Source organism: Bacteroidia bacterium, assembly GCA_041391665.1.
Classification (GTDB): domain Bacteria; phylum Bacteroidota; class Bacteroidia; order J057; family J057; genus JAGQVA01.
This window is the reverse complement of sequence record JAWKNO010000001.1, coordinates 1328656-1348152: the sequence shown is the minus strand read 5'-3', so window position 1 is coordinate 1348152 and position 19497 is coordinate 1328656. Positions and strand designations below refer to the sequence as shown.

Annotated in this window: 20 protein-coding genes; 12 read left to right on the top strand and 8 right to left on the bottom strand. The window is 45.8% G+C overall.

What is annotated here, in order from left to right; genetic code table 11:
• Positions 1-17: 17 nt before the first annotated feature.
• From R3D00_05655 to R3D00_05645, 3 genes are all read right to left on the bottom strand, one after another.
• Positions 18-1205 (bottom strand): ATP-binding protein, encoded by a 1188-nt coding sequence (locus R3D00_05655; GenBank protein MEZ4772651.1) that lies wholly within the window; start codon positions 1203-1205, stop codon positions 18-20.
• Positions 1206-1359: 154 nt separating this feature from the next.
• Positions 1360-2319, bottom strand: a complete 960-nt coding sequence (locus R3D00_05650) for an alpha/beta hydrolase-fold protein (protein MEZ4772650.1) — start codon at positions 2317-2319, stop codon at positions 1360-1362.
• An 89-nt stretch (positions 2320-2408) separates the two neighbouring features.
• Positions 2409-2789 (bottom strand): heme-binding domain-containing protein, encoded by a 381-nt coding sequence (locus tag R3D00_05645; GenBank protein ID MEZ4772649.1) that lies wholly within the window; start codon positions 2787-2789, stop codon positions 2409-2411.
• Positions 2790-2968: 179 nt separating this feature from the next.
• On the opposite strand from R3D00_05645, the gene R3D00_05640 reads away from it, so the two are divergent.
• From R3D00_05640 to R3D00_05625, 4 genes are read left to right on the top strand one after another with little or no spacing between them, the layout of a single operon-like run.
• The gene (locus R3D00_05640; GenBank protein MEZ4772648.1) at positions 2969-3532 is read left to right on the top strand and encodes a DUF2975 domain-containing protein; all 564 of its coding nucleotides are present in this window, start codon (positions 2969-2971) and stop codon (positions 3530-3532) included.
• Positions 3529-3741, top strand: coding sequence for a helix-turn-helix transcriptional regulator (locus R3D00_05635; protein MEZ4772647.1), 213 nt, complete (start codon positions 3529-3531; stop codon positions 3739-3741). Before R3D00_05640 ends, R3D00_05635 begins: the two co-directional genes overlap by 4 nt.
• Positions 3742-3751: 10 nt before the next feature.
• Complete coding sequence (locus R3D00_05630) at positions 3752-4369, top strand: CPBP family intramembrane glutamic endopeptidase (protein MEZ4772646.1); 618 nt, start codon at positions 3752-3754, stop codon at positions 4367-4369.
• A 27-nt stretch (positions 4370-4396) separates the two neighbouring features.
• Positions 4397-5020, top strand: coding sequence for a hypothetical protein (locus R3D00_05625; GenBank protein ID MEZ4772645.1), 624 nt, complete (start codon positions 4397-4399; stop codon positions 5018-5020).
• Between the two features lie 23 nt (positions 5021-5043).
• On the opposite strand, the gene R3D00_05620 is transcribed toward R3D00_05625, so the two are convergent.
• On the bottom strand, positions 5044-6189 hold the full coding sequence (locus R3D00_05620) for an SGNH/GDSL hydrolase family protein (protein MEZ4772644.1): 1146 nt from the start codon (positions 6187-6189) through the stop codon (positions 5044-5046).
• Between the two features lie 51 nt (positions 6190-6240).
• On the opposite strand from R3D00_05620, the gene R3D00_05615 reads away from it, so the two are divergent.
• The 4 genes from R3D00_05615 to R3D00_05600 all read left to right on the top strand — a co-directional run bounded on the left by R3D00_05615 (position 6241) and on the right by R3D00_05600 (position 10459).
• Positions 6241-8133, top strand: a complete 1893-nt coding sequence (locus R3D00_05615) for a PAS domain S-box protein (protein MEZ4772643.1) — start codon at positions 6241-6243, stop codon at positions 8131-8133.
• 204 nt (positions 8134-8337) lie between these two features.
• Entirely contained in the window at positions 8338-8754 is a 417-nt protein-coding gene (locus R3D00_05610) for a hypothetical protein (protein ID MEZ4772642.1), read from the top strand.
• 115 nt (positions 8755-8869) lie between these two features.
• Positions 8870-9526, top strand: a complete 657-nt coding sequence (locus R3D00_05605) for a hypothetical protein (GenBank protein ID MEZ4772641.1) — start codon at positions 8870-8872, stop codon at positions 9524-9526.
• Positions 9527-9640: 114 nt separating this feature from the next.
• The gene (locus tag R3D00_05600; GenBank protein ID MEZ4772640.1) at positions 9641-10459 is read left to right on the top strand and encodes a sigma-70 family RNA polymerase sigma factor; all 819 of its coding nucleotides are present in this window, start codon (positions 9641-9643) and stop codon (positions 10457-10459) included.
• Here the strand turns inward: R3D00_05600 and R3D00_05595 are convergent.
• Positions 10411-11523: a DUF3810 domain-containing protein gene (locus R3D00_05595; GenBank protein MEZ4772639.1), complete on the bottom strand. Its 1113-nt coding sequence runs from the start codon at positions 11521-11523 to the stop codon at positions 10411-10413. The genes R3D00_05600 and R3D00_05595 overlap by 49 nt on opposite strands.
• A gap of 137 nt (positions 11524-11660) precedes the next feature.
• Between R3D00_05595 and R3D00_05590 the strand changes: the two genes are divergently transcribed.
• The gene (locus tag R3D00_05590; GenBank protein MEZ4772638.1) at positions 11661-12761 is read left to right on the top strand and encodes a zinc finger protein; all 1101 of its coding nucleotides are present in this window, start codon (positions 11661-11663) and stop codon (positions 12759-12761) included.
• Here the strand turns inward: R3D00_05590 and R3D00_05585 are convergent.
• The gene (locus tag R3D00_05585; GenBank protein ID MEZ4772637.1) at positions 12728-13975 is read right to left on the bottom strand and encodes a site-2 protease family protein; all 1248 of its coding nucleotides are present in this window, start codon (positions 13973-13975) and stop codon (positions 12728-12730) included. The two genes, R3D00_05590 and R3D00_05585, sit on opposite strands and share 34 nt — an antisense overlap.
• Positions 13976-14018: 43 nt before the next feature.
• Between R3D00_05585 and pseC the strand changes: the two genes are divergently transcribed.
• Positions 14019-15158 carry a UDP-4-amino-4,6-dideoxy-N-acetyl-beta-L-altrosamine transaminase gene (gene pseC, locus R3D00_05580; protein MEZ4772636.1) on the top strand — a complete coding sequence of 380 codons (1140 nt, stop codon included), beginning with the start codon at positions 14019-14021 and terminating at the stop codon, positions 15156-15158.
• Between the two features lie 100 nt (positions 15159-15258).
• A complete protein-coding gene (locus R3D00_05575) occupies positions 15259-15585 on the top strand; it encodes a hypothetical protein (protein ID MEZ4772635.1) in 327 nt (108 codons plus the stop codon).
• Between the two features lie 10 nt (positions 15586-15595).
• Here R3D00_05575 and garD read toward each other — a convergent pair whose 3' ends face one another.
• Both garD and R3D00_05565 read right to left on the bottom strand, forming a co-directional pair.
• Positions 15596-17134 (bottom strand): galactarate dehydratase, encoded by a 1539-nt coding sequence (gene garD, locus R3D00_05570; protein ID MEZ4772634.1) that lies wholly within the window; start codon positions 17132-17134, stop codon positions 15596-15598.
• 4 nt (positions 17135-17138) lie between these two features.
• Positions 17139-18575 (bottom strand): GntP family permease, encoded by a 1437-nt coding sequence (locus R3D00_05565; GenBank protein ID MEZ4772633.1) that lies wholly within the window; start codon positions 18573-18575, stop codon positions 17139-17141.
• Between the two features lie 90 nt (positions 18576-18665).
• On the opposite strand from R3D00_05565, the gene R3D00_05560 reads away from it, so the two are divergent.
• Positions 18666-19496 carry a methyltransferase domain-containing protein gene (locus R3D00_05560; protein MEZ4772632.1) on the top strand — a complete coding sequence of 277 codons (831 nt, stop codon included), beginning with the start codon at positions 18666-18668 and terminating at the stop codon, positions 19494-19496.
• Position 19497: the final 1 nt, after the last annotated feature.

Here is a 19497-nt window from a genome sequence, read left to right as displayed (position 1 = left end):
GAACCTTTGGGATATTTTTAATGGGTTGTCAACAACTTTAAAAACTCGACAAGTCCGATTGCTTCTGTATCATAAGGCAGTGGGAATCGGTCTTTCCCCGAATACAATACAAATTTCCGGGTGGTTTTTACATCCTCACACGCCCGGTGAAACCCAGCCTGTGCTTTTGGCGCAATAGCGCGTTTAATTTCTACGGCCCAGGTATCTTTTGTTCCTTTCTCAAGGATCAAGTCAATCTCTGTTTGATCTGCCGTTCGGTAATAACTGGCTTGCCATGTATCAGGAAGATTGCCCAGAATATTTTCAATCACAAAACCTTCCCAGGAATGTCCAAGGACAGGATGTCCCAAAAGATCATCGTAAACAGAAATCGAGAGGAGTCTGTGTAATAAACCACTATCCCTGATATAGATCTTGGGGGATTTGACCAGGCGTTTTTTTGTGTTACCGGCCCAGGGTTGAAGCTGTCGCACCATATACAAATCCGTGAGTACATCGAGGTAGGTACGGATGGTCGTGTGTGTAACCTCCAGGCTTTTGCCTAAAGACGACATATTGATTTGTTGACCATGCAAATGAGAGAGCATGGTCCAAAAACGGCGCATTCGCGTTGCGGAAACATTTAATCCCAGTTGCGGAATATCTCGCTCTAAATAGGAAGCAATAAAATCAGAGCGCCACTTCCAGCTCTCTTCATCGTCGGGGGCAAGATAACTTTGCGGAAATCCTCCGCGAAACCAGAGCTTTTCAGGAGAAAACGCCAGGGTGTCAAGCGCCTCTATTTCCAAAACCGAGAATGGTTTAAGTTCAAGATACCGGATACGTCCGGCCAATGTTTCCGATGACTGCTGAAGCAAATCTCTTGAAGCAGAACCCAGAAGTAAAAACTGCGCATTCGTTTCCCCGGCCCGCTTTCTTATATCAATCAAACCTCTTAAAATCCGGAACAGATCAGGTTTGAGTTGAACCTCATCGATGATCAGCAACTTATTTTCAAAAGTACGCAGATACCCTTCAGCATCTTCCAGTTTGGACAAATCCGTATCCAGTTCGAGATCCAGATAGGATACAGGTTTTTTGATATGCGCTTCCGCCATCTCAAGGGCGAGCGTCGTCTTTCCAACCTGTCGCGGCCCGAGCAGCGCTACTGCGGGCATATTTTGGAGCGCTTTGATAAGCTCATGAGTTAAGACGCGGTGTATCATTCCTGTATTTCGAAGCCATAACTTTCAAATTACAGGAAATATAGCAAAAATATTGCAATTTGAAAGTTGAAGTTTCAGATTGCAAGACTGGATGTGTCTGCTATTTTCAATCAGAACCTTGATTCCATTATTTTCTGCCCTGATCCACCAGCGATCATTCCCCCCAAAGCCACTTCAGTCCTTCGGGCAATAGCGCTCCGGGATGTTTGTCGCTGTGTTCGCCGTCGGTCCAGACCGACGTAAACTGGTAACGCGGACCGGGGACATTGTTTTTGTCTGCATCGTCATTGGCGTATTTCATCGCGGAGATCATTTGCTGATTGGCCAAAAACCAATTGCCCCATTTATTGCTTAAATCATTCACCCCGTCCTGAACAAAAATGCGCATCGGGCGAATGGCCTCCCGACGTATGAGCGCCGGATAATCCTGTCCGCCGAGTTTGATGGGTGTTTCATCAGGCCGGAAACCAATCGAAACGTAACTGCCGATACCGCTGTACACTTTGTGAAATACATCCGGATAATACCACGCAACCGTAAAAGCCGCAATCGCCCCACTGCTTGTACCGCCGATGGCTCTTTGCTCCGGGTCGCTCGTCAGATTGTATTGTTTAGCAACCTCAGGCAACATCTCCTCCACAATAAACCGCGCATAACGATCATTCATCGCATCGTATTCTGCCGCCCGGTTATTGGGGTTGCGTGAACCGAGGTCGGTGGGATATTCATCGGAGAGGTTGCCCGGACTGATAAAAATGCCGATCGTAACGGGCATTTCGCCTTTGGCGATCAGGTTTTCCATCACCTGCGGCGCGCGAATAGAGCCTTCAGGGTTGGTAGCGCGGTAGCCGTCCTGAAAAACCAGCACACTGGCGGGTTTTGAGGCTTCATATTGAGCCGGAATAAACAGCCAGTACTGGCGAACCGTACCTTCGATGATTTTGCTGCGAAAATCAAAAGGGCCTTTTAGCTCGCCTTTGGGAACCCCTTCCTGCGGAAAATGGTCAGGCGTCAGTTCCAGACCCGTGCGAATTTCCATTTGCCCGAAAAGGGAAAAACCTGATACACATATCAGGAGAAAAGTGAGATAAATTTTAAAGCGGAGGGTGTTCATAAGAGGAAAGGTTAGTTTTGTAAAAGCAAAACCCACCTGCAAAAAATTAATTCTTCAGGCGGGCTTTAAAAGGTGTTATTGGAATACCATTACTTAGACAATTTCGCCACAGACTTGTCAGCCCATTTCTGCATAATGGCCTTTTCCGCTTCGGTAATGTTTTTGTCAGGCATACGCTCAACGAATCCTTTCGGAGGCATTTTTCCTTCCTGAAGAACCATCTGGATATTTTTCATTTTTTCCAGTTGCTCTTCTGCCGAAAGTCCTGAAAGGTCGTCCCACATCAACTTTGCTTTGGCTTTATCACTTTTGCCTTCAGCACTGTGGCAGCCATAACATTTGGCCTGAATGACAGTATTCGCCTTTTTGGAGATTTTGAAGCCGGCAGCCTCAGCGTTGGTGGCAGACTGGAAGCCGGTAACTGCGATCAGGCCCATGGCCAATAAACTCAGGAATAAAAACTTTTTCATAATAGTAAAATAAATAGTAGTGTTTATATAGTTATCGAAAATTACTGCTCGTAACAATAGTAAGTTATCAAAGAATTTTTTCCTGTGCAAAGGAAATGCAAACACGATCTTCGGGAAATCATTTTTGGCAATTTTTTTATGTTTATCATAAAATTTTTTACCTTTAACAAAAATTAAATGTGGAAACAAACCGAACCATTCAAATGGCGATCTGGGTTACCAATGGGGTAATGTTGTTGTTTATCCTCTTTTTTGCAGGTTTTGCGGGGATCCTCCTGCACTGGCATATTAATCCGGAGGCTTACTGCAATGTAGAAATTTCCTCAGGTTTTAAAGCTGGATTTGGTATCCAGGACATCAGGATCAATAAGGAGAATCTTTCAGCGGATTCACTTTCACTAAGCCAGCTTAGTCATGTTATGGTATATTGGCTACTGCTCAGAAGCTCGCTGTTTTTTATCCTTTCACTGGCAATTATTTTAAGGATAAAGAAAATACTCCATTCGATCCGAACCATTCACACCTTTTATGATGAAAACATCCGCCATTTTAAGGTAATGGGTAAATGGGCTTTGGCTGCTTTTGGATTGAGTTGTTTTAATTTTTACTATCAAAACGGTGATTTTGATTTAAACTTTACAATTGCTTTTGCACCCTTACTGTTTTCAGTAGCCTGTTTTGTGATGAAAGAGATATTTACCGAGGGGAAAAATTTACTGGAAGATAAAAATCTGATTGTATGAGTATCATCGTCAATCTGGATGTGATGATGGCCAAACGAAAAATGAAACTGAACGAGCTGTCAGAAAAAGTAGGCATATCGGTAACCAACCTATCTCTCCTGAAAACCGGTAAGGCAAAAGGCATTCGTTTCAGTACCCTTGAGGCTATTTGCGACGTATTGGACTGCCAGCCGGGAGATATTCTTGAATTCACCAGAGATCAACCATAAATACTTAGCTATGCTCAACGAATTGATTTCCTCCATCCTCCAACTTTTGGTTTTCGCTGCGATTCCATTTGTCGTGTACCTGATCAGGGAAAAAAAGGCTACAGGATTTTTGGACTGGTGCGGATTAAAAAGCTCCCCCCAAAAAGCCAATATGATGGCACTGTTAGTGATCCTTTTACTGACAGGGCCGATCATTTTACTCAACCAGCTGAGTCCCGAATTCAGGGAAATTATGCTTGACCCCAAAAGTGTAACCGGGAAAATACGCCTCATGGGAGCAGGTTGGGAAACGATTGTTACCATTTTTCTGGTTGCTCTTATAAAAACTGCTCTGGCAGAAGAATTATTTTTCAGAGGTTTTGTTGCCAAACGACTGATTGCACTTTGGGGGCTTCAGACAGGTAATATTGTCCAGGCAATCATCTTTGGAGCGATTCATACGCTGCTGTTTGCGTTTGTTACTCCTAACCTCTTTTTTCTGGTAGTTATTTTCATTTTTCCGGCTGTTGGTTCTTACTTTATGGTAGTGATCAATGAGAAAATGGCGGGAGGGAGTATTATTCCGGGATGGATTGCTCACGGGTTGGCAAATATCTTCTCTTATTTATTTTTTGGCTTTTTTGCGTAAAAATCAACCATTTGCACAGGCATTCCGATGAAGCTAAACTTAAACGAAAGCCTGAATAAACTCAGGCATTCTCTCTTACCTCAACTTTTCACCATCTATCTCCGCTATCTGATCGGTGGTGCATTTGTATTTGCCAGTCTGATTAAAATCAAAGGCGGCAGGTTTACGGGAGAGAGTGGAGAAGATATGCCGATCGATACGGCCTGGCATTTTTTCGAAACGCTTTACAGGTCGGGATTGTACTGGAAATTTATCGGTTTGGGGCAACTGATTGCGGGAGGGCTATTGATGACGCAAAAATTTTCCAAACTGGGGGCAGTCATATTTATGCCTATCGTTTTAAATATTTTCATCATTACCCTTTCCTATGATTTTCATAATACACCGATAATCACGGGGGGGCTGGTACTGGCAAATGTATATTTACTGATTTGGGACTGGCCTGTTTTTAAACTTTTCTTTGGACTAGCGCCTGAAATCAGCAACGAAAATCGTCTGGAAAACCAACCTGACTGGATAATCACAGGAATAGTATTATTCCTTTTTACCGCTGCTTACAGGTTTTTTATCGATAGCTACAATGTCGTATTCTGGTTGGTTGTATGTGGGCTGACCGCACTTACCGGCCTGATAATCGGGTTAAAAAGATAAAGGAAAATATAAAACCTCATCCCCTACTCCAACCCTCGCAAAAAAGTCGTCAGTTCTTCTGCATTCAGTTGGTGTTGTGCCAGATTGGGGTGCCAGTCGCAGCCATAGCCCAAAGGCCCCTGAGAGGTAAGGTCAAACCGGTAAATTTTTTTTTCTCCTCCGGCTGCCAGTATGGCGATGGCTTCATCAATATGGCGCTGTAAAGTACCCAGCGGTTTGCGCGCACCATCATTGGTCATCATGGGACCTGAGAGACAGACAATGGCTGCTTCGGGATAATTTCCCCGAATGGTTTTCAAAAAATTTGCGCAGGTAGTCACAAATTTTGAGGCATTGGGGTTTTCATGGGCAAAGTCGTTGGTACCGAGATTGATCACAACTATGTCAGGAATCCAGCTTTGGAAGTTCCATTTCAGCGAATCTTCTCCGGGAATAATGGTCTGATAAAGTTCGGGCATCGTACCCGACTGAGAGCGGTTGTAATTTTGAATCATTCCCCTGCCAGAAAAGCAGACAGACACATATTGTGCATTGAGATTGCGGGCGGTAATCGCGCTGTAAGTCTCCCAGGCATTTTCGGTAGCGGAGGAGAAATGACAATCGCGGCTGTCGCCTTCATTGCCATAACCGCAGGTGATCGAATTGCCGATAAACTCAATCTTGCGCGCAGGCCGATTTTCAGGTTTCAACAGGCGTTTGCCCGGCGCCAGTTTCAGTCCAAGAAATACGCCTGTAGCGACTTCTGCTTCGGTACGCTTGAAAATAGACAAGTGGTGCGGGCCGTCGGAAAGACTATCTGCCAAAAGGTATTCGGTTTTGCCGGGAATCGTTTGTAAAACAAAGGGTTCCATATCGTCAATCGCAATGCGATAATAGTTGGTGCGTGGACTGCCATCGGCTTCATTTGCCTGTGAGAGGTTGTCCATCAGCAGTTGGCAGAATGGGCCTTCGAATATACAATCTATTGCAGAACCCGACCAGGCAAATCGCGCCTGAGACGGATTGGAAAGATCAAACCGGCCGGTGTAAGAAAATTCCGGAGCAGAAGGCAGTACCAGTACGTGTTGTGCGGTATTTTCCTGTTTGGGACGCTCCCGGCATGAAAATAGCAGAGAAGAAAAGACTAGTGTAAAAAATGCAATCAGGCGTACAGGATTGTTTTTTTTCATTTCAGGGAAAAGGTTAAATTAACAAGCGTACTAAATTAATCATTTTACACTTTGGATAAACCTATCCGAATATTGGTTCTGGAAGATTCCCGGGGAGACGTGATACTGATGCAATATCATCTGGAAGATACAGGACTGGACTTCCAGATGGAGCATGTGATGACAAGGACCGCTTTTGAGCGTGCCCTGATCGAATTTGCACCAGATATTATTCTTGCTGATTACACATTGCCCGAATACGATGGGATGACAGCTTTGGCTACAGCGCGGAGTATTACCCCAGAAATCCCCTTTATTTTCGTTACGGGGACAATTTCTATTGAAGTTGCTGTAGAAACCCTCAAGCAGGGAGCGGCAGACTATGTGTTGAAAGACCATTTGTCCCGACTGGGAAAGGTCGTAGTTAGTGCGATAAGAGAAAGGAAGGAAAGGGATCAGAAACGGCAGACAGAAACAGACCTGCTTACCTATGAGCGTCTGTTTAATCTTTCCCTTGATCTTCTGTGTATTATGGGTACAGATGGGTATTTCAAGAAGATCAATCCCGGTTTTCAGCGAATGCTGGGCTATTCACAGGAAGAATTGTTGAGTAAGCCCTTTATCGAATTTGTACATCCTGAAGACCTCGAAAATACGCGTGAAGAATTTGAGCGCCAAATCCTGGGGGTACCGACGATCCATTTTGAGAATCGGTATATTTGTAAGAACGGCAGCGTCAAATGGCTGGCGTGGACAGCGAGACCAGAGCCTGAAAGGGGGATCCTCTATTCGGTAGCCAGAGATGTTACCCAGCAGAAAAAAAACGAGGAAAGTATGCGGATACGGGACAGGGCCATGTGGTCTTCGAGCAATGGGCTTTTGATCACGGATCCCAATCAGGAAGATAACCCGATTATCTATGTAAATCCTGCCTTTGAGAAAATTTCAGGCTATACGAGGGAAGAGGTATTAGGTAGAAATTGTCGTTTTCTGCAAATGGGTGACAGAAACCAACGTGGGCTGGAAATCATACACAATGCATTTGAGGAAGGAAAGGAGTGTAAGGTGGTTTTACGCAATTACAAGAAAACCGGAGAGTTATTTTACAACGAAGTAAAAATATCTCCGGTAACCGATTCCGACGGAAAAATCACACATTTTGTAGGGATTCTCAATGACATTTCAGAACGCTTAAAATCTGAGCATGAACTGAAAGAGAGTTACAATACGATTGAAGCTCATGTAAAAGAATTACAGCAATTTGCCTATATCACCTCTCACAACCTGCGGGCGCCTGTCGCCAACATCCAGGGATTGATGGATTTTTATGAAAAAGAAGACGGGTTGGAGCATGATGAGCTGGTTATACTCAACAAAAATCTGCGGAGCTCTGTAGAAACGCTTGACCGGGTGATCTCAGATTTAAATTCGATTCTGGATGTCAAAAGGAGCCCTGTGCGTAAACACAAAGTGGTAAGATTAGATCAGGTAATGGAAGAGGTATCCTCGAACCTTACAGAGATGATCAGACAAACAGATACCGAAATCATCTACGATTTCACCAGCGTTCCCGCCATCTTTACCATTGAGCCCTACATCCACAGTATTTTTCATAACCTGATAGAGAATGCCATCAAGTATCGGTCTTTGCATCGTCGCCCCAAAATTGAAGTACAGGCAAAAACATTAAATAGTTCGGCAGTTATTACTTTCCGCGATAACGGATTGGGAATTGACCTTACACAAAACAGAGAAGATATTTTTGGCCTCTACAAGCGATTTCACTTTCATGTAGAAGGCAAAGGGCTGGGACTTCATATGGTAAAACAACAAACAGAGGCGATGATGGGAACGATTGAGATATATAGCAAACCTGAAGAAGGCACATCCTTTATCCTTACCCTTCCCATGGCGCCAAAATTTTCCAATATTTCAAAAATAAACCCCGAATTATACGGGATTTGAGCCAACCGATGAACCGGCTTTTATCCAGTATCTGAATTTTCCAACAGATTCAAAATAAACTCGTTTATGATAATATCTGTTTCGAAAAAAACCTGCAAATTATCGCAAGGAATTGCGTAATTTTTCCTTGTTTCGCGTTATATTCATTCACAATGATAAACCCCACCCCCAACAGGGTGAGAAACTGAAAAAGAACGATATTCTATGAAAACCAAAATTATCTTAACCTTTCTGCTTGCTGTTTTATCATCCGGTATTGTATGGGGTCAGGAACAAAAAGGGCAGGTAGATGCCTTTTCTGTGCGCACGCGCAGCGGTTCCTACCACCTTCAAAAAGAAGTTCCTCACCAGATCAACCCCATTATTCGCGGCGATGGAATCCCTACCAAGCTGTTTGTAGTTCAACTGGCCCGCTTTGAAGATATGGCCCACATCCCTTCTCAGTTTCCAGAAGGCACCATGCTCTGGCAAAACCCTGATATCGGCAATGAAAAACTTCTGCTTGCAGGTTTTTTCAGCACATATGAAGACGCCGTAGAGGCTGCAAAAGCATGGAAACAGCGCAAGGAATTTTCAAAAGCATTTGCGCGCAAAGATCCTTTTATGGTCCTCTATAATTAGAGATATCATTGAAAATCTAACATCGTGTTACAGGGTTTTCACAAATAGCAATAGAAAAGCCCGCAAAGTTTCTTAATTTTATCCGAAGCATTTAGTTGCGAAATCTGCGCTTCGTATGAAAAGATGTTTTCCGGTGCTTTTGCTCTTGTTGCCATTCTATACTATTGCGCAACCTAAAACTGATTTAGGTGTCAATATCGCTGCGCTTATGATGGGAACCGGGGATGTCAGAGCAAACATGCAAATGACACCAGGGATTTCCCTTGAGCTTGGTGCAGGTGTAAGAAACCAAAACCGAAACCGGGAAGGTGTAGCACCTGGTTTTCATGCATTGAGTGACTTTGTACAGCAAAAAAACCGGGCAGCTTACTTTTCAGCCGGGGGAAGGCTCACCAATCCGAGTGAAAACGACTACGAATATCCCTATATGGGTTTCCATCTTATCGGCGTTTGGTATCAGGAGAATCTGCTTCCTGAAGATCCGCTCAACAGCAATCCCGCACTAAAGTCTGTCTCGGGTTTTAAGCTGGGCGTTTCTACGACAATTGGGTTTTCACTCCGCATTTCAAGTGTACTATACATTGACCTGGCCGCTCAGATGGGGTATTCCAAACCTCGCAAAGATTTATTGGCTTATTACCTCCCGGGGTTGGGTTTCAGTACATTTGGCTACGGGTATATCGGTGTGCGGGGCGGTCATCTTCAACCCGTGATCACACTCAGATATACCATTATCAAAGACCGCCGGATGCGTATCAGAGAAATGGAGTAAGTCATTGACAAAATATTTTTTCCAATTAATCGTCTCTGCTGTCACAAACAACAAGTGCAGAGTGTCAAACGTATGACGCTTAATCTGCCAGAACTGCACGTAATCATTATCTCCATGTCTGAATCTGCTTATCATCAATACTACCCCATCCTCTTCCCAATTGCTTACAATATGCTGGGAAGTGCTTCTGATGCTGAAGACCTCGTACAGGAAACACTGCTAAAGTGGCTGTCAATGGGGAAATCTGATATAGAAAACATCAGAGGGTATCTCGTCAAAACACTGGTCAACAAATGCCTCAACCATATCCGCAACCGGAAAAAAGAAGTTCGCCAGCCCGAAATTGCCCCGGAGCTTCTCACCGATTTTCTTCCCGGGATTATCGACAAAGGACAGACCTTGTCATTGGGAATGAGAGCCATGCTGGAAAAACTTTCTCCCGTGGAAAGAGCGGTTTTCTTATTGAAAGAGGTATTTGACTACTCACATAGAGAAATCGCAGAATTGCTCGATATTACCGAAGAATACTGCCGCCAGATACTTACCCGCGCACGCCGGCATCTGCGGGATAGCCGCCAGCGGTTTGAAGTAAATCCAGAACATCATCTGCTTATTTATCAGACGTTTGTGGAGGTCTGTAAAGGAGAAAACCTCAGCGAACTGCTGCACATTCTGCGGGAAGATATTGAACTTGACGTATCCAAACCGGCTGCGGTTCTCTCTGGCCGCATCCCGGTCGCCGAATACCTCCTCGGCCAGCATCGTATGGGCCTGAGTTACGAAATACTCTGGCTAAAAGATCTGCCAGCGATCGTGGCCTATCTCTATCATCAACCAGTAAGAATTATTCGTCTGGAAGGAAATGGTACTGAAGTATCTTCGATTCACATAGAGGTTCTCTCCCGCCAGGCTGCTACCCATCGCACGACCTGACCATAACTGCCCATACCTTCCTCTATCCCCTGATTTTTGAGGTACGAGTCATATACCTCATCGGAAAACTGTGGAAAAAATCCGGGGTACTTTTTTAATGCATCATTGATACTTTCCAGGTCAGAAAGCAAGCCGGGCGGCAATTCTGCCCTTTTTGTCATATATCCATCCTTATCCAGCATACGGTACATCACCGCAACTTCCCGCCAGTAACCCAGCAGCCCGCCATATCTTACGGTAGGATCCTCTGACTGAAAACAGGCCAGCCACGCCCAAAAGTTGCAAGTACCCTCGTCCCCAAATCCATAGCCGTGTGCCATCTCATGCGTCATCGTGGAAGGAAACGTAATGGCCGGCATCGCAGCATCCACATGCCCTTCAAATACAAAAGGAATATAAATACCTGAAGCCCCCAGTTGCAACAGCAACCCTTTGGGGCGCAACGCCCTCGCCCGGACACGTCCGGGCGTCGTATATCCCGTCGCTTTCAGCGAGGAAACCAGGCTCGATCGCAGCTTGTTTTCCAGCTCCCGCAGCGGCAAGACTGCCGGTGCTGCCTCATCGGGCGAATATAAAACCTCCCGGGCTTTCAGCAAGTCTTCCGTCGCTCGCTCAAATTCACTCCGCACCAACTCCTCACTCATCTTTTTTGCCTTCAGCCCCAGACGCTTGTCCACCGGTGCCCGGTAATAGTTAAACCCCCATAAAAAGTAAAACAAAAACAATACGCACCCGGCAAATGCCAGAAGATTGAGCAACGCCCCCGCCAGCCGGTTGGCCACAGACCTTCCTTTGGGTTTTCGAAAACTCTTTACCAACGCATAAATCCCCCCGGCCAACAACAACGGAACCGCCAGGTAAAGAAGCGCAAATGGCGACCACCCAAGCGTGTAGTCCCAGATGATTCTGAGCAGAGAAAATATCCCTCTCGAATATACCACCTCCGTAAACTGAGGGTTTACCCGAAATAGCGGGCGTAACAAAAGTGTGATCACCCCCAGCCCGATCCAGATAAATCTTCTATCTATCGGTGGAAACACCCGGTTAAGTCTGTTTTTTGCCATGAATCATTGTCGCTGAAATCTCTTTCCAACCTTCCACTCCCGAATAACGTCATTTCCTTAGAAATGGTAAAGTGTAAAGTGTTTTGATCTTCGATCATTGAGTCATAAATTCACCAGGCAAATCAATCATAAAACCTATGGCAGTAAGAGTTGGTAGATGGGATTGCCCCACCTGTGGTCATATCGGGAATCCCGGACCTCAAACAAAATGTTCTTCATGTGCTTCTCCCAGGCCAAAGGATGTCGTTTTTTACCTTCCCAAAGATGCTGAAATCGTAACGGAAGACACCCACCTCAAAGCAGCAAGTGCAGGTGTGGACTGGATTTGCGGCCATTGTACTGCCCAAAATAAAGCAACTCAGGCCGAATGCTGGTCCTGCGGAAACCCCCGCGACGAAACCAGTGAAGATGTAAATCTCGAAGAACGGGAATATGGCCTTGATGATGTACCCATCGAAGGACAGAAACGCCAGCGCACCATTCACCCACTCGAACAGCAGCGCCTCGCTTCCACCAAACGCGGCGGCGGATGGCTACGAAATATCATCATTGCTGCGCTGGTTCTGCTGGGTGGCGTTCTTTTGCTCCGCTCATTTCCCCAACAGATTTCAGTAACTGTCGAACAGTTTACCTGGGAGAGAACCACCCAAATGCTCCATTACGAGCCTGTAGCCAAAGAAGAATGGAGTGTTCCTCAGGGTGCTTATGATGTTTCCTCCTTCCAGGCTATCAGAGAATACAAACAGGTCCTCCGCGGCTATGAAACCAGAACCCGCGATGTACAGGTAAAAGTAGGGGAAGAACGTTATGTCTGCGGGCAAATTGACAAAGGCAATGGTTATTTTGAAGACAAATACTGCACGCGCCCTATTTACGAAACCCGCCAGGAAACCTATCAGGAAGCCGTATATGATCAGGTGCCCATATATGCCACCAAATACCGCTTCAAAATCATGGAATGGGTAGCCAGTAAAGAAAACCTGCTCTATGCCGGCGCAAAAGACCATAACCCGCAATGGCCTTCTACAGAGGGAAAAACCAATCCTGAACAGTGGAAAGAAGGCAGCAAAACCCAGGAATATAAAATCATCGTCAAAGAAGATGACGGCGATAAACATACCGAGGTGGTTGGCTTTACTTTTTGGTCAGGACTTGAACAGGGCGAGAAAATCAAAGCCAAACGGTCATTCCTGTTTGATATTTATTATGGTCTGGATGAACCCAACAAGGATAAATAGTCATTCACCACAGCATCCAGCACTTCCTGTTCCCCTCCCACAACCTGAATCGGGGAAGGCGTAAAACATAAAATAAAAATCAATATGGCGAGCCATCCCAACAACTGCCGGGGAAGATTTACCTTATGTTCGTGAAAGGCTGCCGGATGATCGGGTTTTACAAAACGGATAACCAGAAAAGAGTAAAAGATCCAGATAAAATTGGGCGTAATTGAAGGGACGTTCAGCTTTAGAATTAGTTGTGTGAGAAACAAAATCAGCGAAAATACAGCAACCTCCCGCCAGTTTTCCTTGCCGAGCAACTGCGAAAAAATATAGATCAAAAACATAGCGTACACGCCCATTACCAGTACTTTCTCCGGCGAAATATCTCTGACCTCCACATAACCTGTACCGCCTGCCAGCATCAGCCCGATGATCGCTATGCGGGAAATATACCCGGCCATTTTTCGCCCAAACATCCCGTACATGATGTGCCCGCCATCGAGTTGTCCGATCGGAAGAAGGTTCAGTGCGGTAAAAAACAAAGTGATATACCCCACAAACAGCAGCGGATAATGCATGATCTCAAACTGACCGGGAACCTGTGTGGGGTCATCAGGAATTACTTTTTTCAAAAATTCGAAAAGCAGGTTGGAGCCAATCACATAGGCCTGGCGATTTTCATCCGACAATATCCACGCCCTCATTTGTTCATCGGAAGGTACCCCGCCAAACGTTTCCTGATATTCGGGGTGGATGCCCATGATGTAATCTTCCATCGGGGGCAAATGCGAAAAGCCATAAACCAAAAGCAAAACAGATATCACAAAACCCGCGAGCGGGCCTGCAATTCCGATATCAAAAAATTTGCGACTACTATCGGGAATCTGCTTCAATGCAATCACCGCACCAAATGAGCCTATATTCAGAATACCCGGAACAGGAAAATAAATCGGAATATAGTAGGGAAGCGTTGTATGTACCCGGTGATACAAAGCCGTAAAAAAATGCCCAAACTCATGGAAGGTTAGGAACAGCAAAAAACCCAATGAATAGGAAATGCCTTTAGCCAAATCAGCCCAATGCAGCAGATATTGCGGTTCCACCAATCCCCATCCTGCCCATATTTTGCCGGTTGTAAGCTCAGCCCCTACAAGAAGGGTAGTAAAAACAGAAAGTAAGAATAAACCGGCATGAATCAGGTAGGTTTTTAGTGTAAATTGAGGCTTCATATTTTGGCGTCAGTACAGCGAATTTAGTTAAAAGAATTGAGTTATGGCGATACCTTATGGCAGACAACATATAACGGAAGAAGATATAGCCGTTGTGGCAGAAACCCTTCGCTCTGACTACCTCACCGGCGGCCCGCGGATTGCGCAGTTTGAGGAAACATTTGCCCGCTATATCGGCTCGAAGTATGCCGTAGCTGTTGCCAATGGTACCGCAGCACTCCACCTCTCGGCGATGAGTCTGGGCGTAAAACCCGGGCATAAAGTCATCACCACCCCCAATACTTTTTCCGCTTCGGCAAACTGCGTGCTGTATTGCGGAGGAGAAATTGATTTTGCCGACATCGATCCGCAAACCTTATTGCTCGATCCCAATCTTGTCGAAGACAAGTTGCGCCAGGTGCCAAAAGGCAGTTACCAGGGCATTATTCCCGTTGACTTTGCGGGTATGCCCGTCAATATGGAAGATTTCCGCACATTGGCAGACCGATACGACTGCTGGCTGCTCGAAGACGCCTGCCATGCCCCCGGCGGGTTTTTCGTTGATACACAGGGCAACCAACAGTTTTGCGGAAACGGTACATTCGCCGAGCTGGCGATATTTTCCTTTCACCCCGTGAAACACATTGCCAGCGGAGAAGGCGGCATGATCACCACCAACAACGAAGCCCATTACCAGCAATTGCTTCGGCTTAGAACTCACGGCATCACCCGAGAGCGGCATCTGCTTGCGGAAGATCACGGCGGCTGGTATTATGAAATGCTGGAGTTGGGATACAACTACCGGTTGAGCGACATACAGGCAGCATTGGGATGGTCGCAGTTGAAGCGGGCGAAAGAAGGCCTGGCCCGGCGGCGTGAGCTGGCGAGTCGGTACGACGAAGCATTTGCGGGTACAGCCTTACAGTCTCCCCTGCCCCACCCCGGACATGCCTATCACCTGTATGTAGTGCAGATAAATGACCGGAAAGGTCTTTACGAACATTTGCGCAAAAAGGGCATATATGCACAGGTACACTATATTCCGGTGCATTATCAACCTTATTATCAGCAACTCGGCTGGAAGAAAGGCGATTTCCCTCATACAGAAGCCTATTATGAGCGTTGCCTGAGTTTGCCTTTATACCCGACCCTGACAGATGAAGAACAGCAATTTGTCGTGGAAAGTGTTCAGGAGTTTGTTTGAGAAAACTTTCAAAACATTTACCATCAGAAAACCGGGGATAGGAAGGTGATTTTTCGACAAAAAAACATACATTCGAAATATCAACAACAAAACCACTTCTATGCTGGGATTAGCGCTTTTATATTTTATTGGTAAACAATATTATGAGTTGGCGGACGATTATGACAAAAGCAAATGGGGGTACGCCATATTAGGTGTAGTGTCTTATTACATCGGAACCTTTATAGGCGGAATACTGATTGCGATTGCTTACGAATTGTGGAGTAGCATTTCCATAGAGCAAGAGAATAGTTTTATTTTTAATTTAATCGTTCTCCCGTTTGGCATTCTAAGTTGTGTTGCATTATACCAGATACTTAAAAAGAACTGGGAGAAAAATAAAACCGTAGAAGAAGATATCATTGATGAAATTGGTCGTTTACCTTAACCACTCAAACCTACGTCAACGGTCCCGGGTTAAATAATACCAGATCATTGTGGATTCCCAGACGGTCAGCGGCGACTTTCTGTTTTCCGCTTGCCACATCCAGTATCATCGCAAACAATTCCCAGCCCATTTTTTCTATAGTTTTTGTGCCAAATGCTACAGGTCCTGCATCAAAATCTATCAGATCAAACCAGCGGTTGCTCAGCGCAGAATTGGAGCTAACCTTAATCACAGGCACCATTGTAAGTCCGTAGGGTGTACCACGACCGGTGATAAATATATGGACATTCATTCCCGCCGCCAGTTGCAGTGTGCCGCAAACAAAATCACTCGCAGGTGTCGCTACAAAATTCAAACCTTTTTTGCGCACCTTATCGCCCGGGCTGACCACATCCACGATGGGACTTGTTCCCGATTTGACCACCGAACCCAATGCTTTTTCGACGACATTGCTCAACCCGCCCCGCTTGTTTCCGGGTGATGGGTTTGCACTCCGGTCTGCTCCGCCGTCTGAAAGATAATCGTCATACCACTTCATCTCATCGAGAAGTGCCTGCCCTACTTCTGGGGTAACCGCCCGGGGCACCAGTAAATGCACAGCATCCCGGACTTCTGTAACCTCCGAAAACATGACTGTACCGCCTGCCCGTACGATTAAATCTGCCGCAAAACCTGCCACCGGATTGCCGGTTATACCCGAAAAAGCATCACTCCCGCCACACTGCATCCCCACCACCAGATCAGATGCCGGGCAGGTTTCCCTTTGCCGTGCGTTGAGTTTCTTCAGATGGCTTTCGGCCATTTCCATGATCCCTTGCACCATTTCTTCGAATCCGGAAAAAGCTTCATCCTGCAGGTAGAGAATGGAATGTGCATCTTTATGATCGGTTTCAGGCAACAATCTTTCGGGCCGCAGTTTTTCACAGCCCAGGCCGATAATCATAATTTCACCGCCAAAATTGGGATTCTGGGCGAGGTTTCTGATTGTCCGGACAGGAATCATTGCGGCAGGCGCATCTATGGCTATTCCACACCCGTAACTATGGTTGAGCGCAACAACTCCGTCAACATTGGGAAAAAGGGGAAGCAATTCCTTTTCGATCTTTTGGGAAATAAACTGGGTTATACCCGCTACACATTGAACACTTGTGGTAATGCCGAGCAGATTTTTGGTTCCCACTGTACCGTCTGCATTGCGATAGCCCTGAAAGGTATAACCGCTTAAGGGCTCTGAAGGCAGTACGGCAGATACTTTGAGGGGAATATTCAGCAAATCAGGCGGCTGTGGCAACACAATTTTTCGCTCGTCAACCCAGGCACCTTTGGCGATATCGGTATTGGCAAAACCGATTTCCTGCCCATATCGCACAATGGGTTTGCCTTCTGCTATATCGCTCAGCGCCACTTTATGCCCCATCGGTATATCTTGTACTAATATCACATCTTTCCCTACATGTATCCCTTTTTTCAGGCCCTGAGGATGGCAAATAATACCCACATTATCCAGTGGAGAAGTGCAGACGATGGTTTGTTCAAAAGGGTCGGTCATATTTTCAGGCAAATGGGAAGATGAGAGATAAAATCATGGTAATGATCAGTCCGGAGAAACCCATTACCGTCAATAAATAGGAAAAAAAACGGATCGATTCCTTTTCCTCCATTCCTGACATTTTGGTAACAATCCAGAACCCGCTGTCATTCATCCAGGGAAATATTTTCGAGCCGCAGCCAATTACCAGTGCCAGATACACCGGATGAAAGCCCAGCCCTTCTGCCCCCTGAAATCCGCTCATAATACCAATCGCTGTCACCATCGCAACTGTCGCCGAACCCTGCGCTGTACGGATCACCAGCGTAATAAAAAACGCCAGGGGTAAAATGGCGGTCTGAAAGCCACTGGCAAAATCGGCAATTCTGACGCCAATACCTGTTTGCTGCAGCATTTGCCCAAACGTGCCGCCCGCAGCAGTGATCAAAATAATCATCCCTGCACTGTATAGCGATTCGGTAATATGTTTTTCAAATGGTTTTACCGCTTTGGTTTTGCTCCAAAGTAAATACATCGCCACAATCGCAGAAATAAACAGCGCAATATTGCTGTCGCCAAAAAGTTTACATGCGGCCAACAGATTTTGCTGAACTTCACTGGTCGCAGGGTCTTTCGGGTCAACCATCATTTCCAGAAAGGTTTTACCCGTAATCAGCAAAACCGGCAACAAAACCGGCAAAAGAGAAAGCCACAAGGTCGGCAAATCCTGTGCGTTTACTTCTGCGTTTTCCTTTAATTCTCTGATACTGATGTCCGGCGTATCCCGCATGGGCAGCTCCCATTTTCGATTTGCCCACAAAGCATACAAATAGCCACAAATGACGGTAAAAGCGCCCACGACGATTCCCCCGATCATCATTACACCGATGTCAACCCCCAGTTCTTTTGCGACAAACAGCGGCCCTGGCGTCGGAGGAACCAGCGAATGTGCCATTACCCCTCCGGCCATTACGGACATCAGGTAGAGACTAAATTTCTTTGGATTGCGAACACTGATTGACTTTACCAGCGGAATCATCAGATAAAAAACCGTATCAAAGAATACGGGAATCCCCAGAGTAAAACTCCCTGTAAGAAACGCCAGAGACGTATTTTTTTTGCCTGTAAGCGTTAACAGACTTCGAATGATTCGCTCCGCGCCTCCGCTTTTCATCAGCGCCGTTCCGATAATAGAGGCAAGCGCGATCAGAATGCCTATTTTCCCGACTGTATTTCCAAAGGCATCGGCAAGCCTGGTTCCGATCAGTTTTTGAGACAGGGTTTGGGAAGCCGCCCCGGAAAGGCCATTATGAATCGCATAATCATATATCTGCGCAGGAGTAGTGATCAGTCCTGTAACCAGAGCCGCAAACAATAATGAGACCAGCGCATGAAGCCGTAAAACAATGATGCAGAAAAGCGTTACAGCTATTCCGGTCAGGACAATAAATATGGGATCCATACATCACGGGGGTTGAGTTACAAAATTTGAGACCAGACACCACATCGTTCCCTCTTCGGATAAAAATAGTAAATTAATCCTGATTTTTGAGTGAACCTTATTTCTGACTTTATGGATGATCGTTTTGTATTGCAACAGTTTCCACGCGCTTCCGCATATCACCCAGAGTGGATTATTTCCGGAGCCAGTGGTGGCGCAAATTCCCTTTGGCTGACTGAATGGTTGACAGAAGTACTTGATCTTAAGCCAGGAATGCGTGTCCTCGATCTTGGCTGCGGCAGGGGATGTTCATCGATCTTTCTTCACCGTGAGTTTGGGGTACAGGTTTGGGCCACAGACCTTTGGTTTAATGCCACAGAAAAGCTACAGCGAATACGGGATGCAGATGCTGAGAATGGCGTATTTCCGATTCATGCAGATGCCAGGTCTCTGCCTTTCGCAGATGGCTTCTTTGATGTAATTATTAGTATTGATTCGTTTATTTATTACGGGACAGATGACCTGTATCTGAACTATATAGCGCGGTTTTTAAAGCCAGGGGGCATATTGGCAATTGCCGGTTCAGGTTTGACAAGAGAAATAGAAGGCGCTGTTCCCAAACATCTTCAAGAATGGTGGACGGCAGATTTGGGTTGTCTGCATTCAGATAAATGGTGGCAGCGACATTGGGAAAAGGCAGGAATATTGAAAATAGAAATAGCAGATGTCATGCATGAGGGGTGGAAACGATGGCGGGACTGGATACAAGCGATCGCACCGGAAAATCATCTGGAGATTCATGCACTGGAAGGAGATCACGGACAATATCTTGGATACGTCAGATCTGTGGGCCGGCTAAAAGAAGGTATTCAGTTTGAAGAGCCGATTGTATCGGTTCCTATACAATACGAACCCAAACCACTACTCAGAAACTCAGTGTAAA

Coding starts and splice junctions, on each gene's coding strand:
- R3D00_05635 (MEZ4772647.1), top strand. CDS start 3,529: ATGAGTATCATCGTCAATCTGGATGTGATGATGGCCAAACGAAAAATG.
- R3D00_05650 (MEZ4772650.1), bottom strand. CDS start 2,319: ATGAACACCCTCCGCTTTAAAATTTATCTCACTTTTCTCCTGATATGT.
- R3D00_05565 (MEZ4772633.1), bottom strand. CDS start 18,575: ATGGATCCCATATTTATTGTCCTGACCGGAATAGCTGTAACGCTTTTC.
- R3D00_05585 (MEZ4772637.1), bottom strand. CDS start 13,975: ATGAAGCCTCAATTTACACTAAAAACCTACCTGATTCATGCCGGTTTA.
- R3D00_05620 (MEZ4772644.1), bottom strand. CDS start 6,189: ATGAAAAAAAACAATCCTGTACGCCTGATTGCATTTTTTACACTAGTC.
- R3D00_05575 (MEZ4772635.1), top strand. CDS start 15,259: ATGCTGGGATTAGCGCTTTTATATTTTATTGGTAAACAATATTATGAG.
- R3D00_05655 (MEZ4772651.1), bottom strand. CDS start 1,205: ATGATACACCGCGTCTTAACTCATGAGCTTATCAAAGCGCTCCAAAAT.
- R3D00_05605 (MEZ4772641.1), top strand. CDS start 8,870: ATGAAAAGATGTTTTCCGGTGCTTTTGCTCTTGTTGCCATTCTATACT.
- R3D00_05630 (MEZ4772646.1), top strand. CDS start 3,752: ATGCTCAACGAATTGATTTCCTCCATCCTCCAACTTTTGGTTTTCGCT.
- R3D00_05625 (MEZ4772645.1), top strand. CDS start 4,397: ATGAAGCTAAACTTAAACGAAAGCCTGAATAAACTCAGGCATTCTCTC.
- garD (MEZ4772634.1), bottom strand. CDS start 17,134: ATGACCGACCCTTTTGAACAAACCATCGTCTGCACTTCTCCACTGGAT.
- R3D00_05595 (MEZ4772639.1), bottom strand. CDS start 11,523: ATGGCAAAAAACAGACTTAACCGGGTGTTTCCACCGATAGATAGAAGA.
- pseC (MEZ4772636.1), top strand. CDS start 14,019: ATGGCGATACCTTATGGCAGACAACATATAACGGAAGAAGATATAGCC.
- R3D00_05610 (MEZ4772642.1), top strand. CDS start 8,338: ATGAAAACCAAAATTATCTTAACCTTTCTGCTTGCTGTTTTATCATCC.
- R3D00_05590 (MEZ4772638.1), top strand. CDS start 11,661: ATGGCAGTAAGAGTTGGTAGATGGGATTGCCCCACCTGTGGTCATATC.
- R3D00_05600 (MEZ4772640.1), top strand. CDS start 9,641: ATGTCTGAATCTGCTTATCATCAATACTACCCCATCCTCTTCCCAATT.
- R3D00_05645 (MEZ4772649.1), bottom strand. CDS start 2,789: ATGAAAAAGTTTTTATTCCTGAGTTTATTGGCCATGGGCCTGATCGCA.